The 15,578-nt window shown below is 62.5% G+C and carries 17 protein-coding genes; 9 read left to right on the top strand and 8 right to left on the bottom strand.

The annotated features are described in order from the left end of the window. The first annotated feature begins 53 nt into the window (after window positions 1-53). Window positions 54-944 carry a fatty acid desaturase family protein gene (locus RPF88_RS13550; protein ID WP_027162671.1) on the top strand — a complete coding sequence of 297 codons (891 nt, stop codon included), beginning with the start codon at window positions 54-56 and terminating at the stop codon, window positions 942-944. Window positions 945-955: 11 nt separating this feature from the next. Here RPF88_RS13550 and RPF88_RS13545 read toward each other — a convergent pair whose 3' ends face one another. The 3 genes from RPF88_RS13545 to ygfZ form a co-directional block, all read right to left on the bottom strand. Continuing rightward, entirely contained in the window at window positions 956-3,097 is a 2,142-nt protein-coding gene (locus tag RPF88_RS13545; protein WP_337122578.1) for a putative bifunctional diguanylate cyclase/phosphodiesterase, read from the bottom strand. Between the two features lie 165 nt (window positions 3,098-3,262). Next, window positions 3,263-3,898 (bottom strand): HD family hydrolase, encoded by a 636-nt coding sequence (locus RPF88_RS13540; protein ID WP_064993121.1) that lies wholly within the window; start codon window positions 3,896-3,898, stop codon window positions 3,263-3,265. Further along, window positions 3,898-4,758, bottom strand: coding sequence for a CAF17-like 4Fe-4S cluster assembly/insertion protein YgfZ (gene ygfZ / locus RPF88_RS13535; protein ID WP_064993122.1), 861 nt, complete (start codon window positions 4,756-4,758; stop codon window positions 3,898-3,900). Before ygfZ ends, RPF88_RS13540 begins: the two co-directional genes overlap by 1 nt. Window positions 4,759-4,833: 75 nt before the next feature. Between ygfZ and RPF88_RS13530 the strand changes: the two genes are divergently transcribed. After that, window positions 4,834-6,165, top strand: a complete 1,332-nt coding sequence (locus tag RPF88_RS13530; protein ID WP_337122576.1) for a dihydroorotase — start codon at window positions 4,834-4,836, stop codon at window positions 6,163-6,165. 33 nt (window positions 6,166-6,198) lie between these two features. Here RPF88_RS13530 and RPF88_RS13525 read toward each other — a convergent pair whose 3' ends face one another. From RPF88_RS13525 to RPF88_RS13510, 4 genes are all read right to left on the bottom strand, one after another. Beyond that, window positions 6,199-6,972, bottom strand: a complete 774-nt coding sequence (locus tag RPF88_RS13525) for a hypothetical protein (protein ID WP_442921302.1) — start codon at window positions 6,970-6,972, stop codon at window positions 6,199-6,201. A gap of 82 nt (window positions 6,973-7,054) precedes the next feature. Then, entirely contained in the window at window positions 7,055-7,312 is a 258-nt protein-coding gene (locus RPF88_RS13520; protein ID WP_008874920.1) for a hypothetical protein, read from the bottom strand. Between the two features lie 456 nt (window positions 7,313-7,768). Beyond that, a complete protein-coding gene (locus tag RPF88_RS13515) occupies window positions 7,769-8,146 on the bottom strand; it encodes a TIGR02301 family protein (protein ID WP_063171776.1) in 378 nt (125 codons plus the stop codon). An 81-nt stretch (window positions 8,147-8,227) separates the two neighbouring features. Further along, window positions 8,228-8,662 (bottom strand): NUDIX hydrolase, encoded by a 435-nt coding sequence (locus RPF88_RS13510; protein WP_013532564.1) that lies wholly within the window; start codon window positions 8,660-8,662, stop codon window positions 8,228-8,230. A gap of 128 nt (window positions 8,663-8,790) precedes the next feature. On the opposite strand from RPF88_RS13510, the gene RPF88_RS13505 reads away from it, so the two are divergent. After that, window positions 8,791-9,552, top strand: a complete 762-nt coding sequence (locus tag RPF88_RS13505) for an SOS response-associated peptidase (RefSeq protein ID WP_013532563.1) — start codon at window positions 8,791-8,793, stop codon at window positions 9,550-9,552. A gap of 61 nt (window positions 9,553-9,613) precedes the next feature. On the opposite strand, the gene RPF88_RS13500 is transcribed toward RPF88_RS13505, so the two are convergent. Continuing rightward, window positions 9,614-9,769 carry a hypothetical protein gene (locus RPF88_RS13500; RefSeq protein ID WP_013532562.1) on the bottom strand — a complete coding sequence of 52 codons (156 nt, stop codon included), beginning with the start codon at window positions 9,767-9,769 and terminating at the stop codon, window positions 9,614-9,616. A gap of 390 nt (window positions 9,770-10,159) precedes the next feature. Between RPF88_RS13500 and cysS the strand changes: the two genes are divergently transcribed. Genes cysS through cimA form a run of 6 tightly spaced genes read left to right on the top strand, consistent with a single transcriptional unit; the run spans window position 10,160 to window position 15,522 of the window. Further along, window positions 10,160-11,596, top strand: a complete 1,437-nt coding sequence (gene cysS / locus RPF88_RS13495) for a cysteine--tRNA ligase (protein WP_064993124.1) — start codon at window positions 10,160-10,162, stop codon at window positions 11,594-11,596. Next, window positions 11,593-11,979 (top strand): VOC family protein, encoded by a 387-nt coding sequence (locus tag RPF88_RS13490; RefSeq protein WP_013532560.1) that lies wholly within the window; start codon window positions 11,593-11,595, stop codon window positions 11,977-11,979. Before cysS ends, RPF88_RS13490 begins: the two co-directional genes overlap by 4 nt. Before the next feature lie 6 nt (window positions 11,980-11,985). Then, window positions 11,986-12,477: a GFA family protein gene (locus tag RPF88_RS13485; protein ID WP_013532559.1), complete on the top strand. Its 492-nt coding sequence runs from the start codon at window positions 11,986-11,988 to the stop codon at window positions 12,475-12,477. After that, window positions 12,474-12,950, top strand: a complete 477-nt coding sequence (locus RPF88_RS13480) for a GFA family protein (protein WP_013532558.1) — start codon at window positions 12,474-12,476, stop codon at window positions 12,948-12,950. Before RPF88_RS13485 ends, RPF88_RS13480 begins: the two co-directional genes overlap by 4 nt. Next, window positions 12,947-13,903: a prolyl aminopeptidase gene (gene pip, locus RPF88_RS13475; RefSeq protein ID WP_337122567.1), complete on the top strand. Its 957-nt coding sequence runs from the start codon at window positions 12,947-12,949 to the stop codon at window positions 13,901-13,903. The genes RPF88_RS13480 and pip overlap by 4 nt, the downstream gene beginning before the upstream one ends. Continuing rightward, window positions 13,900-15,522, top strand: a complete 1,623-nt coding sequence (gene cimA / locus RPF88_RS13470; protein ID WP_196815395.1) for a citramalate synthase — start codon at window positions 13,900-13,902, stop codon at window positions 15,520-15,522. Before pip ends, cimA begins: the two co-directional genes overlap by 4 nt. Window positions 15,523-15,578 lie beyond the last annotated feature (56 nt).

The following is a 15,578-nucleotide window of genomic DNA, read 5'->3' as shown; positions in this document are numbered from 1 at the left end:
GTTTTTCATGCGCTACAGTGGATTCTATCAAATCCCAGCCTGGATCGAAGCCCGTGGATCATCGCGACGTAATTTCATCGTTGACGCAGGAGGAGCGCAACCGGCTGACCGCCAAGTCTGATGCCGCGGGCCTCGTTCAGCTTGCCGCTCATTGGGGTGCGATCGTGATCCTCGGATCGCTGATCGCCGCCAAAGTGCCGTTCTGGCCGCTGCTGATGCTGCCGCAAGGTCTCCTCATCGTGTTTCTGTTCACGCTGCTGCACGAGACGGTTCATCGCACGGCCTTTGAGGCGCAGCGGCTGAACGATGTCGTGGCGCGGGTGTGCAGCCTGGCGATCGCGCTGCCGGCGGACTGGTTCCGCTACTTCCACTTTGCCCACCATCGATACACGCAAGATCCCGACAATGACCCGGAACTGGCGTTTCCCAAGCCGGAGACATGGCGGCAATACCTCGTCCACATATCCGGCATCCCGTTATGGTGGGGCCACATCAAGACGCTTTATGCCAACGCCGCGGATCGTGGTCGCGAAAGCTACGTTCCGCCAAAGGGCTATGACAAGGTGCGCATCGAGGCACGCGCCATGATTGCCTTTTATGCCGTGCTCCTTCTGCTGGCCGTCTATTTCCGGCTCTCGGTGCTTGTCTATGTCTGGATTTTGCCCGCTCTGTTGGGGCAGCCGTTTCTGCGCCTCTATCTCTTGGCCGAGCACGGTCGTTGTCCGTTCGTCGCCAACATGCTGGAGAACACCAGGACCACATTGACCAACTGGCTGGTCCGCAAGCTGGCGTGGAACATGCCGTTCCATGCCGAGCATCATGCCTATCCCGGCGTGCCGTTTCATCAACTGCCGCGGTTCCATGCGCTGATCGAGCGGCATCTCAAGGTGGTCGAGCCCGGCTATGTCAGCTTCCACGAAAAGTACATCGAGACGCTGCATTGACGATGGCCGGCCTAGCCGGTCTGGCTGTGCGGCCCCCGGGATCTCAACAGGCGCTGGATCTCGGCCGCCTTTGACGGCGCGCCGATCAGAAAGCCCTGCGCCTCGGTGCAGCCATTGCTGCGCAGGATGTCGAGTTGCACCTCGGTCTCGACCCCCTCGGCGGTGACAGTGATGCCAAGCTCGGCACCCAGCCCGATGACGGTGCGAACGATCGCCGCGGTGTCGCGATTGCCGAGGTCGTGGATGAACGAACGGTCGATCTTGATCTTGTCGACAGGAAAACGCCTGAGGTAGCCGAGCGACGAATAGCCGGTGCCGAAATCGTCCAGCGCGATGCGGATGCCGAGTTCGCGCAACTGCCGCAGCGTCCTTAGCACCACCTCGCTTTCGTCCATCAGCACGGTTTCGGTGATCTCCAGTTCCAACCGACCGGCTGGCACGCCGGAGAAAGCCAGCGCCGAGATGACGCTGCGGGCGAAGCTGCCGCTTTTAAGTTGCACGGCCGAGACATTGACCGCGACGCGCAGGCCGGCGGGCCAGCGTGCCGCCGCCGTGCAGGCTTTCCTCAGCGCCCATTCTCCAAGCGGCACGATCAATCCGGTTTCTTCGGCGACCGGAATGAAGCTGTCCGGCGCCACCATGCCACGTTCTGGGGAATGCCAGCGCATCAAGGCTTCCGCGCCGACGATCTCGCCGGAGGCGATGTTCATGATGGGTTGGAAATCGAGGTCGAATTCCTGGCGCGACAGTGCGGTCCCGAGGTCGACCTCCAGCGCACGCCGTGCCTGTACCATTGCGTCCATTCCGGGTTCGAAGAACCGATACAGATTGCGGCCTTCGCTCTTCGCCCGGTAAAGCGCTGTATCCGCGTTCCTCAGCAGCGTGTCGGCGTCTCCGCCGTCGTTGGGGAAAACCGCGATGCCCAGGCTGATGCCGATATGCATCTCGCGGCTCTTGTCGCGGAACGGTTTTCCGATTGTCTCGACGATGCGCTTCGCGAGTTTTTCAGCATTGGCAATGCCCTTGAAATTGAACTGGATCATGACGAATTCGTCGCCGCCGAAGCGGGCAACGACGTCGTTTTCATTATGCAGGCAGCGCTGCAGCCGCTCGGCCACGCTCTTCAGCAGCCAGTCGCCGGCCGGATGTCCCCAGGTGTCGTTGACTGCCTTGAAGCGATCGAGATCGAGCGAGAAGATCGCCAGCGGCGTGGCCGCCGTGTCCTCCAGCGCAAGGTCGAGCCGTTCGCGAAACATCGAGCGGTTGGGCAATCCCGTCAGCGTGTCGTGATGCGCAAGATGGGTCATGCGCTCTTCGGTGCGGCGACGTTCGGTGACGTCGTCGAAGGTCACCACCCAGCCGCCGCCATCCATCGGCCGACGTGTGACCAAAACCGTCCTGCCGTCGGTAAGATGCCGATAGGCCGAATGCATTTTTGCCGCCGCCAGACAGGCTTCGGTCTTGGCGACTTCGCTGTCGACATCGATCTTCGTATAGATGCCGAGTTCCAGCAACCGTTCGAGCGCGTCGCGGTGCGTCGTTCCAAGCGGAAAGTCCGCCGGGGTGACCTTGTAGAGCTCCAGAAAACGCCGGTTGCGCACGATCATCTTGCCGTCGGCGTCATACATCAGCAAGCCTTGCGACATGTTGGCGAGCGCTGCGTCGAAGCGGCGGTGCTGCTCCTTGAGATCCTCTTGCGCGCGGCGCTGCTCGGTGATGTCTTCATAGATCGAAACCCAGCCGCCCAGAGCCAGAGGGCGGTGCGAGATGCTGACGATGCGGCCGTCCGACAGTGTTTCTTCGTAGGTCGAGGGCTTCGCCTGATCGATATAGGGCTTGCGGATGGCGTAGAGTTCGTCGGCGGTTTGCGAGGCGACGCCGATATCGACGCTGTGGCGCAGAATGTCGAGGAACCGGATGCCGGGCCTTATCACCCTGGCGTCGAGGCAAAAGATGTGTAGGTAGTTGCCGTTGCAGATGATCATCCGCTCGTCGGCGTCGAACATGCACAGGCCGTGCGACATGTTCTCGACCGCAGCCGAAAAGCGTTGGTTCTGCTCCCGCAGTTCGTCTTCCATGTGGCGGGAGCGGTCCATGCCTTCGGCCTCCCGTTTCGGGACGGCCGAACCATCCTTGGCATCAGCGACGGGCATGAGCGCGCCTGCGGACCGTGATCGAACAAGCTACTGTGGTCGCCGCTGGTTAATTTAGCGTTTTAATGCATGTCGCCCAAAAGTGACCTCGGTTTTGGGGGAATGACATGCATAAAGACAAAGACCTAAAGCGCGTCGCGTGAATCCGTTTCAGCGCGACGCGCTTTAGCCGATTGCGGTCGCCGAAACCTGATGCCGCGACGTCTCGATCGCCGAAAACCGTTTCAGAAACGCGTTCTGCGCCCAGGTCACCGAACGTGGCGTGAAATCGAAGCGGTCGGCATTGAAGCCGCGCGGACGGCCGAAGAACTCGGTCGCCTCGGCGGTCGAAAAGCCGGCGAGCAGCGTTGCCTCGAAATAGGCGGCGATCTGGTCGGCGCGCTTGATCTCCTTGCGCAGCGCAGCACTTGGTTCCGGAGGCAGCGAGAAGCGCAGATGGATGGCGCGCTGCAGCCGTAACTCACAATCCTTGTAGCTGCCGCCCATCACCGATTTGAACGGCGAGATCATGTCGCCGATGACATATTCGGGGGCGTCGTGCAGCAGGGCCGCCAGCCGGGCGTCGGCCGAAGCCTCGGGCACCAGGTCGCAGAACAGCGCTTCGACCAGCAGCGAGTGCTGGGCCACCGAAAACGCATGCTCGCCGCTGGTCTGGCCGTTCCAGCGGGCAACGCGGGCGAGCCCGTGCGCAATGTCCGAAATCTCGATGTCGAGCGGCGAGGGGTCGAGCAAATCGAGCCGGCGGCCCGACAGCATGCGCTGCCAGGCGCGTGCCGGCGCGCCGATGCGGTCGGCCGCCATCAGGCCTCCTCCGCGCTGACGGCTCCCTGCGGGAAGGCGAATTTTGCCCAACCGGGAATGGCCGGCGTTACCGGAACGTCCCCGGCCATGATCGGCTGGCCGGCATCGAGCGCCGCCTTGACCCGGTCGATGCGCACAATGGCCAGACCGGTCGTGTCTACGGTCGAGCCGAGCGTGCCAACCGGCCTGCCTGCGACGGTCAGCTCGGTGCCGGGCGCGGGCAGGGGCCTGTCGGCCGATGCAATCAGCACGCGCCGCCTGGCCGTGCCGCGATGCTGCATGCGCGAGACGACCTCCTGGCCGACATAGCAGCCCTTCTTGAAGCCGATGCCGCCGGTTTCGTCCAGCAGCACATCGTGGGGGAAGGCGTCTCCGAGTTGGTAGTCGCTGCCGCTTTCGGCAATGCCGCCGACAATGCGGAAGGCTTGCCACGCGGCAAGATCGCCGGGCTCATCCGTTTCGCCATAGGAACGCGTGACGGCACCCTTCGGAAAGCGTGTGTCGGCGGCCGCCGTTGAATCAGATTGTGAGGGTGTTGATTCATGTCCCCACGCGACGGTGACAAACGCCTGATCGGATTTGGCAATCTCGACCTTGGCGCGCAGTTTGTAGAGCGTCAGCCGGCGTACGAAATCGTCCGATATGTCGGCACGGCATTCGAGCCGGAATGCATTCTCGCCGGTGCGGGAGATCAGGAAATCGAACAGGATCTTGCCTTGCGGCGTCAGCAGCGCACCGGGTTTGGCTTCGCCGGGAGCCAGGATGTCGAGATCGGTGGTCAGGATGTTCTGCAAAAAATGCTCGGCATCCGGACCTGATACGGAAATGAGGGCGCGGTCTTTGAGCTGGGCACAGGGCATGGGCGGAAAAGCAACCTGATCTTGCAAAATGGTCGGCCTTTACGTAAGCCGCTGGCACTCCCCCCGCAAGAGAGCATGGCCATGATCTACGACCTCATCCTGACAGGCGGCACAGTGGTCAACCATGACGGCGAAGGGGCTCGCGACATCGGCGTGAGGGACGGGCGCATCGCTGCCATCGGCGATCTCCGCCAGGCCTCGGCCGGCGAGACGATCGACTGCCGCGGCCTGCATATCCTGCCGGGTGTCGTCGACAGCCAGGTGCATTTTCGCGAGCCGGGACTGGAGCACAAGGAAGATTTGGAAACGGGTTCGCGCGCTGCCGTGCTTGGCGGCGTCACCGCCGTGTTCGAGATGCCCAACACCAATCCGCTGACCACCAGCGAGGCAGCGCTTGCCGACAAGGTCCGGCGCGGCACGGGGCGCATGCATTGCGATTTCGCCTTCTGGGTCGGCGGCACCCGCGAGAATGCCGGGGATGTCGGCGAGCTTGAGCGGCTGCCGGGTGCGGCCGGGATCAAGGTTTTCATGGGCTCGTCCACTGGCGACCTGCTGGTCGAGGATGACGAGGGCGTGGCGTCGATCCTGAGAAACACGCGCCGGCGCGCCGCCTTTCATTCGGAAGACGAATTCCGGCTGCGCGAGCGCCTTGGCGAACGCATCGAAGGCGACCCGGCATCGCACCCTGTCTGGCGCGACGAGATCGCCGCCTTGCGCTGTACCGAACGGCTGGTACGCATTGCGCGAAACGCCCGTGCCCGCATCCATGTTCTACACATCTCGACCGCCGAGGAGATTGTGTTCCTCGAACAACACAAGGATGTCGCGACCTGCGAGGCGACGCCACATCATTTGACGCTGAGCGCCGACGACTATCTCAGGCTTGGCACGCTGATCCAGATGAACCCGCCGGTGCGTGCCGCGCGCCATCGCGATGGCGTCTGGCATGGCATTGCGCAAGGCATCGTCGATGTGCTCGGCTCCGACCACGCGCCGCACACGCTGGCCGAGAAGGCAAAGCCCTATCCGGCCTCACCGTCGGGGATGACCGGCGTGCAGACGCTGGTGCCGATCATGCTCGACCACGTCAATGCCGGCCGGCTGACCTTGCAGCGCTTTGTCGACCTGTCTAGCCACGGCCCGCAGCGGATCTTCGGCATGGCGAGAAAGGGCCGCATCGCTGCCGGCTACGAGGCCGACTTCACCATCGTCGATATGAAGCGGCGCCAGACCATCACCAATGCGCAGGCCGGCTCGAAAGCCGGCTGGACGCCTTATGACGGGAGAGAAGTGGTCGGCTGGCCGGTCGGCACCGTCATTCGCGGCCGCCGCGTGATGTGGGAAGGCGAGATCGCCACGCCAAGCCAGGGTAGGGCGGTGGAGTTTTCTGAGGCATTGCCCCGCTAGGCTCCCTACCCCCGTGGGTGGGAAGAGCCGCTCTCAATCCCCGGCGACGAAGAACGACCATTGTCCGCTAGGGGTGATACCGACGCGATAGAAAATATAGGCGCCGAACTGCTTCATGTCGTCGAAATCGCCAGCGGTGACGATCTTGAACAGTTCGACCCGCTGCTTGGCGTCCAGCTTGTCCAGCGGTAGGGCGAAGAAATACGGCCACACGTAGAGCTCTTGTGGCGTGCCGGCATCGAGGTGGACGTAGCCGGCATCAAGCACCTCCTCCATGATGGCCAGGATTTCCTGGCCGTCCGGGTCGCCCGAGAGGCCCTTGAGGAAAGCGACGGCATCGCCATCAATGTCGGTTAGGGACAATTGCGTTGTGTTGTCGCCCGTGCCGATCAACGGCCGCAACTTTTCGATATCGCCGCCCTTGCAGGCTTCGACGATCAAATCATGCATGCGCCGCACTGGTTCCGGCAGCTTGCCGAGATCGTAGATGACCTCGGGCACCGGCGTGTCCGGATCGACGCGTGGCCTGGTCACGCCGCCATCCGCCGGACTGTCCGGCTCGGCTTCGGCAGGAGCAGTCGGCTGGCTAGACGGCGGCGGCGTCCCGACCGGGTTGGGCATTGGCACGGTGCTTCCGGGGGGCGACATGTCGTCGGCCGGCGGCGTGACCGTCGGGGGGAGCTCTTCGCGCTTGATTTCGCTCAGCGCATAGGCGGGGCTGCTCGCGAGACACACAACCAGGGGAATCGCGGCACAGCAAGCGGCGAAAGAGATGCGAAGGACCAAGCCACGCGGCTTGCCTGACATCGAAAAACTCACTGCCCGTTTCTCCCTGCTTACGGGCATGACGCCCGAGCGGCATATTGCCGTCAAAGAACCGGACGTCGGTTCAGTGCCGCAGCCGTTCAGGTTCGAAGGCGCCAGCAATCACCTTTTCACGCATACGGTCGAGCAGGGCAAGGGCCGAGGTCTCGCCATTGGCACGCAACATCTCGCCGAAGGCTGTTTCGAGCGCTGCTTCGGCAATGATCTCGGGCTCTATCCCGGCGGAGAGACCTTCCGCCCAGGCCTCGCTGTGGCTTTCCACGGCGGTCAAGCGTTTTTCTTCCCTGACCAGCGCGTCGATGTCGTTGACACCATGTTCCATAAGCGAATGTCCACCCTTTCAAGCTGCGATCCATTGATGTGGATCAGGCCTGATCTGTTCATTTCACACGCAGGGACAATTAAGTATTTGTAAATACGACATTTTTCTGATCGTCTTTTACAAAGCCCGATTGCCTTGTGCGAAGCTGCGTTCAGTTCGAGTCAAACTTAGCCGATTGGGGCGGCCTGCGGGGCGAAAACCTTCAGTTTGAGTTAATTCCGCTTTCGCGCGGTAAGGTTTCGTTAATACTGTTGCAGAAGCGCAACATGAGGATTGCACCAAGATATCGCCTGGCACAAGCCGATATATCGGCTGTACCCAGCAATGGTTCGGATAGTTGTCGATGAGCGAGTGCCTAAAGCGCGCCGCGTTTGAACGGATTCAGGCGAGGCGCTTTAGGTTTTCGTTTTTATGTGTCGTTCTCCCAAAACCGCAGCCACTTTTGGGCGACATGCATTAGTTGCCGTAACGCGAGGCGATATCGCGAGACAGCGTCTCGCCTTCCTTCATGTAGCGGCTGATGGCTTCGGTCGCCGAGGGCGTGCACCTCGTATAGGTGCCGCCGAAGGAGCGGTAGCCGCGATTGAAGCTGGCAATGAAGCGGGCGCGCCGCTCGGCGTCCGGATTTTCCGAATCGAGCAGTTTTGTCATCTCGACACGCCACTGGTCGCCCTTCTCGCCGCACAGATTGCGCAGGAAATGCAGCGAGCCCAGAACCTCCGCCAGCCGCATCAACCCGGGCTCGAACGGCGACTCGGCGCTGAGCGCGGGCCGTATCGAAACGGTCGCGCCGACCGCAAGACACAGGGCGACGAGCATGGATGGACGATTCATAAGCCTTCTCTACCAGCTGCGTGGCTCTGCTAAACAGCATAAGTCTTTGTGGCGAAACAATTTGTCGCCCGCAAGTTGATTTCAGGACAGCAGTCCGGCGTTTCCGCCGGGGGCCAACAAGTCTTCGGCGACCGCGAATACCGAGCCTGCCAGCGGCAGCGCCGCCATCTCGCTGAGCGTATAAAAGGCCGCCGTCTCCGCATCGTCGCTGGCCACGGCCTCGCCGCCGGCATAGGCGGCGCCGAAGACTGTGAGGAGATAATCGACCGGGTGGCTGTCATCCCGGCCGTCGATGCGGATTTCCCGCAGCGGGCGATAATTTGTGGCACGCAAACCGGTTTCTTCCTGAAGTTCGCGCTCTGCCGCTGCCTCCAGCGTCTCACCAGGTTCGACCTTGCCGCCCGGAAAGGCATAGAGCCCTTGCGACGGTTGCCGGGCTCGCTTGACCAGAAGCACGGTGTCTGCCCGCACGACGGCGACCGAGACTGCCGGAAGTATTTTGCGCGCTTCGTTCATGGATTCCCAATCAGACTGAAGGCCGGTCAGTTGTGGACCGGCCAGCGTGGACAAGTTTTAGCGGTTGCGCAACGCCGGTTCCATCGCCACTTTCAGAAACCGAAGCTTTCGAAGGGCATCAATCGACCATGTGCGGACGTTTCGCCTTGACCGCGACGCCGGATCAGACCGCTGCCTTTCTGGACGTGGCGGGGCTTGAGGATTTCCCGGCGCGCTACAACATCGCCCCGACGCAGCCGATCCTGATGGCGGTCGCCGGCCCTCCGCAGGCGCCGGGCTCCAATCTGCCGGACCGGCAGCCAATGCTGGTGCGCTGGGGGCTGATCCCGACCTGGGTGAAGGATACACGCGAGTTTCCGCTGCTGTTCAACGCGCGCTCCGAAGGGGCTGCCGAAAAGGCGTCGTTCAAGGCCGCCATGCGCCATCGCCGCGCTTTGGTGCCGGCGTCCGGCTTTTATGAATGGCGGCAAACCGGTGGCAAGAAGGGACAGCCTTACTGGATACGCCCCAGGCATGGCGGGTTGGTTGCCTTCGCCGGGCTGATCGAGACCTATGCCGAGCCGGGCGGTTCGGAAATGGACACCGGCGCCATCCTGACCATCAACGCCAATGCCGACATAGCGCATATCCACGACCGCATGCCGGTGGTGATCGACCCCAGGGATTTCGCCCGCTGGCTGGATTGCCGCACGCTCGAACCGCGCGATGTCGCCGATCTGTTGCGACCGGCACAGCTCGATTTCTTCGAGGCAATTCCGGTCTCCGACCTCGTCAACAAGGTCGCCAACACCGGACCGGAGATTCAGGAGCGGGGCGAGATCGGGCCGGAGCCCGAGAAGGTCAAGCGCCAGAAGTCCGGCGCGGACGACAGTCAGATGACGTTGTTCTAGCAGAGGGCGCGCGCGTCGGCGCCTTCATTTCTGGCGCCATTGGCGCCGGCCGCCCATCCCTTCAGGCAGCGCGGGGCGAAACGATCTTCTGCGCCGGCTTTTTCTTCTTGGCGGTATGGAGAAGGGCGGCGACGATCGCGGCCGGGCCGATTGCGCGATAGTGGTTGGCCAGCGCCGGCTGCTTGGCGCGGTTGGCTTCCTGCTTGGTTCGGGGCATGTCTCTCTTCCCTGGTAACATTTTCGTGTCTGCGTTTGATGGCCGATTCTGACCAAATCGTGACGCCTGCTGATCTAGCCGGCGAATGTTTCATGACTGTGCCGACATGTTTAATAAAATGTTTCAGTGCATCATTACCTGTGACCCAGCGACGGTTTTGCCGAAACTTGCGACTTGACGGCAACACAAGCCAAGGCGATAAAGCCGCCCATGAAAACGTCTTTCGCCATTTGTGGCATTTGCATTATTGGCTAGCCTCGCGCTGGTCCGGACGTTTTCGCCTCATCTCTCCCCAGATTGGACAAACGCCCCGGCCAGCAGGCTGGAGCCTGATTTGCGTTCGCGCAGGGCTGGCTTCGTCGAATTGAGTTCTGAACCGGGAAGGCACGAATGTCCGACGCATCGCAGGGCCTGCGCCTCTACAACACGCTGACGCGGACGAAAGAGGATTTCGTCCCGATCGATCCGCTGAACGTGCGCATGTATGTCTGCGGCCCGACCGTCTACGACTTTGCTCATATCGGCAATGCCAGGCCGGTGATCGTCTTCGACGTGCTGTTCCGCTTGCTGCGCCATCTCTATGGGCAGACGCACGTCACCTATGTGCGCAACATCACCGACGTAGACGACAAGATCAATGCGCGCGCTTTGCGCGATTTCGGCGGCGAGATCGCTTCCGGCACGCTGTCGTTGAATGAGGCGATCAGGCGGGTCACCGAAAAGACCGCCGGCCAGTTCCACAGCGACGTGGCGGTTCTCGGCTGCCTGGCGCCGACGGTCGAGCCGCGCGCCACCGAATTCGTCGAGCCCCGTGCCGACGGCAAGGTCGACATGATCACCTTGATTCAAAGCCTGATCGAACGCGGCCATGCCTATGTTGCTGCGGGCGAAGTCCTGTTCGACACGGCGTCGATGCCCGACTACGGCCAGCTGTCGAAGCGCAATCTCGACGAGCAGCAGGCCGGTGCTCGCGTCGCCGTCGACGCGCATAAGAAAAATCCCGGCGATTTTGTCCTCTGGAAGTTGTCGTCACCGGAGGAGCCGGGCTGGAATTCGCCATGGGGCAGGGGTCGGCCGGGCTGGCACATCGAGTGCTCGGCGATGTCGGCCGCCTATCTCGGCGAGGTCTTCGATATTCATGGCGGCGGCCTCGACCTGATCTTCCCGCACCATGAAAACGAGATCGCCCAGTCGCGTTGCGCCCATGGCACCGAAATGATGGCCAACATCTGGATGCACAACGGCTTCCTGCAGGTCGAAGGGCAGAAAATGTCGAAGAGCCTCGGCAACTTCTACTCGATCAACGAACTCCTGGAGACCGAGACCTTCGGCGGCCGCAAATGGCCGGGCGAGGTGCTGCGGCTGGCGATGCTGATGACGCATTATCGCGAGCCGATCGACTTTTCCGTGCGCAAGCTGGAAGAGGCCGAGAACACCCTGCGAAAATGGAAGCGGGGAGCCGACCTCGCGCCGACGGCGGCGGGACAGGTGCCCGTGGAGATCATCGACGCCTTGTCGGACGATCTCGCCACCTATGCCGCCTTCCAGGTCCTGACCCAGTTGGCCGGCGAGGCAGTGGACGGCAACGATGCCGCTGCATCGCTGAAGGCGTCGCTGCTGTTCCTCGGCTTCGACGTCGCGTCGGCGAAGGTTGATGAAGGCCACGTCGGCAAGGCCATCGCCAAGCGTCTCGCGTTCATCGCCGCCAAGAACTGGGCCGAAGCCGACCGCATCCGCGACGACCTGCTGGCCCAAGGGATACAGTTGAAGGACGGCAAGGATCCGGTCACAGGCGAACGCATCACCACCTGGGAGGTAAAAAGATGATCGATCATCTCGGCATCAACGTTGCCGATTTCGACGCTTCGAAGGCTTTCTATGACAAGGCGATGGCGCCGCTTGGTGCCGCGCTGTTGTATATGGTGCCGCTGGAGTACACCGGCGGTAAAAAGGTCGGTGGCTACGGTCGCGATCGGCCGGTATTCTGGCTGCAGGAAGGCAAGGATGGTCAGAAGGCCCATCAGCACGTCGCCTTCACCGCGCGCAGCCGCGCCGAGGTCGAAGCCTTCTATGCTGCGGCGCTTGCCGCCGGCGGCAAGGACAATGGCGGGCCGGGCCTGCGCCCGCACTATCACCCGGACTACTATGGCGCCTTCGTCCTCGATCCCGACGGCAACAACGTCGAGGCCGTCTGCCATGCGCCGGAGTGATCAGCGATGAGCCTCGACAACCGACCGATCTACACCGGCGGCTGCCAGTGCGGCGCGGTGCGCTTTCGCGTTGAAGGCGCTTTGGGCGACGCTTCGGTCTGCCATTGCCGCATGTGCCAGAAGGCGTTCGGCGCGTTCTACGCGCCGCTGGTTTCGGTGCGTGGCGCCAGGCTCGACTGGACGCGCGGCGAGCCGAAATACTTCCGTTCGTCCAACCATGTCGATCGCGGTTTTTGCGCCGATTGCGGCACGCCGCTGACCTTCACCGCGCCGGACGGGGTTGGCCTCGCCATCGGTGCGTTCGACAATCCAGCGGAGATCGTGCCGCTGATTCAATGGGGGATCGAGGCAAAGCTGCCCTATGTCGACTCGATCCCGCAACTGCCGGGCGAGGACACCATGGCCGACATGTCGTCGGCCTCCTATCTGGCCGATCTCGTTTCCTACCAGCACCCCGACCACGACACCGAACAATGGCCGCCAAAGGAAAGATCATGACCGATCAGGTAAGAACCGGCGGCTGCCAGTGTGGCGCCGTGCGCTTCCGCGTTCATGGAGCGCTCGGCCGTCCGTCCATCTGCCATTGCCGCATGTGCCAGAAGCAGTTCGGCTCGTTCTTCGGCGCGCTGGTCACGGTGCCCAGAGATGGCGTCGAATGGACCCATGAAGAGCCGAGTTACTTCCAGTCGTCGGTCAACATCGATCGTGGTTTCTGCGCCCGCTGCGGCACGCCGCTGACATATCGGCAGCCCGGCGGGCTGGAAATCGCGATCGGTGCCTTCGACGACCGTTCGGACCTGGCACCGCAGATCCAGGTCAACTATGCCGCGCGGTTGCCCTGGGTGGAGACGATCTTCGATCAGCCCGTCCACCAGGATCCTGATTATTACAACAGGCAGGAATCCATCATCTCCTTCCAGCACCCAGACCATGAAACGCCGGACTGGCCGACCAAAGGTTTACAACTATGAGCAGTCAATTGCGTACGCTTTATCCCGAGATCGAGGCGTTCGATTCCGGCATGCTCGATGTCGGCGACGGCCACCAGGTCTACTGGGAGCGTTCCGGCACCAAAGGCGCCAAGCCGGCGGTGTTCCTGCATGGCGGGCCGGGCGGCACCATTTCGCCAAAACACCGGCGGCTGTTCGACCCGAAGCTCTACGATGTCATCCTGTTCGACCAGCGTGGCTGCGGAAAATCGACGCCCAACGCCTCGCTCGAAGCCAACACGACATGGCACCTGGTCGCCGACATCGAACGGCTGCGCGAAATGGCCGGCTTCGACAAATGGCTGGTGTTCGGCGGCTCCTGGGGGTCGACGCTTGCGCTCGCCTACGCCGAGACCCATCCAGAACGCGTCAGCGAACTGGTGGTGCGCGGCATCTACACGCTGACGCGTGCGGAACTGGAATGGTACTATCAGTTCGGCGTCTCGGAAATGTTCCCGGACAAATGGGAGCGCTTCCTGGCGCCGATCCCGGAGGCCGAGCGCGGCGACATGATGGCCGCCTATCGCAAGCGGCTGGTCGGCACGGATCGCAAGGCGCAGATCGAGGCGGCCCGCGCCTGGAGCCTGTGGGAAGGCGAAACGATCACGCTGTTGCCCGAGCCGGAGACAAGCGGTCCGTTTGGGCAGGACGACTATGCCGTCGCGTTCGCCCGCATCGAGAACCACTATTTCGTCCATGCCGGCTGGCTGGACGAGGGACAATTGCTGCGCGACGCGCACAGGCTGAGTGACATCCCCGGCACCATCGTCCATGGCCGCTACGACATGCCATGCCCGGCGCGCTATGCCTGGGCGCTGCACAAGGCCTGGCCAAAGGCGGATTTCCATCTGATCGAGGGCGCCGGTCATGCTTATTCGGAGCCGGGTATCCTCGACCGGCTGATCCGCGCGACGGACAAGTTTGCAGGCAAATGACCATGACCCGCGAGCGCCTCTATCTCTTCGACACCACATTGCGCGATGGCCAGCAGACGCCGGGCATCGACTTTTCCGTCGAGGACAAGATCGCCATCGCAAAACTGCTTGACGCTTTTGGCCTCGACTATGTCGAAGGCGGCTATCCCGGCGCCAACCCGACCGACACCGCCTTCTTCCAGGAGAAGCGCACGGAGCGCGCCAAATTCGTCGCCTTCGGCATGACCAAGCGGGCAGGGGTGTCGGCGTCCAACGATCCCGGCCTTGCGTCACTTGTGCAATCGAAGTCGGATGCCATCTGCTTCGTCGCCAAGAGCTGGGACTATCATGTCCGTGTCGCGCTCGGCTGCACCAATGAGGAGAACCTCGATGCCATCAAGGCCTCCGTCGAGGCGGCGATCGCCGCCGGCAAGGAGGCATTGGTCGACTGCGAGCATTTCTTCGATGGCATCAAGGCCAATCCCGACTACGCGCTGGCCTGCGCCAGGACCGCCTATGATGCCGGGGCGCGCTGGGTGGTGCTGTGCGACACCAATGGCGGCACGCAGCCATCGGAAGTCCGCGCCATCGTCGAGAAGGTTATTTCGTCGGGTATTTCAGGCGATCATCTCGGCATCCATGCCCATGACGACACCGGCCAGGCCGTGGCGAATTCCCTCGCCGCTGTCGAGGCTGGCGTGCGCCAGATCCAGGGCACGCTCAACGGCATCGGGGAGCGCTGCGGCAACGCCAATTTGATCTCGATCGTGCCGACGCTGGCGTTAAAGCCGGCCTTCGCCGATCGTTTCGAAACTGGCATTTCGGCTGAGGCGTTGACAGGCATTTCCAGGTTGTCGCGCGCATTTGACGAACTCCTGAACCGAGCGCCAGAGGCGCAAGCGCCCTATGTCGGCGCTTCCGCCTTCGCCACCAAGGCGGGTATCCACGCATCCGCACTGGCCAAGGAGCCGGCGACCTATGAGCACGTCCCCCCCGAAACCGTCGGCAACCGCCGCCGTGTCATGGTCTCGGACCAGGGCGGCAAGGCCAATTTCCTCGCCGAGCTGAGGCGACGCGGCATCGAGGTGCCGAAGGACGATCACCGGCTCGACGCGCTGATATCCGTGGTCAAGGAGCGCGAGGCCGAGGGCTATGCCTATGAAGGCGCCGATGCCAGCTTCGAACTCCTCGCCCGCAAGATGCTGCACGGCCTGCCGGAATTCTTCAACGTCACCTCGTTCCGCTGCATGGTCGAGCGCCGCTTCGACGCCAACGGCCAGTTGAAGACGGTCTCCGAAGCGATCGTCAAGGTGGTGGTCGATGGCGAGGAGAAGATGTCGGTGGCCGAAGGGCATGGCCCGGTCAACGCGCTCGACATCGCGCTGCGCAAGGACCTCGGCAAATTCCAGGGCGAGATCGCCGACATGGAGCTGGCCGACTTCAAGGTGCGTATCCTCAATGGCGGTACCGAGGCGATCACCCGCGTTCTGATCGAATCGCATGACGGCACCGGCGCACGCTGGTGGACGGTGGGAGTTTCCGAGAACATCATAGACGCCTCGTTCCAGGCGCTGATGGATTCCATCGTCTACAAGCTGATGAAGAACCGCGAGATGGCCGGACTGGTGGCCGCCGAATAGGGTTGAACCATCAGCGAAAGTCCATTGATCCATCAGAACTTTGCGATGGTCTTGCC

It is taken from the genome of Mesorhizobium sp. ISC11 (genome assembly GCF_037162595.1).
GTDB classification, from domain to species: Bacteria; Pseudomonadota; Alphaproteobacteria; order Rhizobiales; family Rhizobiaceae; genus Mesorhizobium; species Mesorhizobium ciceri.
Note: the sequence above shows the minus strand (reverse complement) of the source record. Positions and strands in the feature narration are given on the sequence as shown.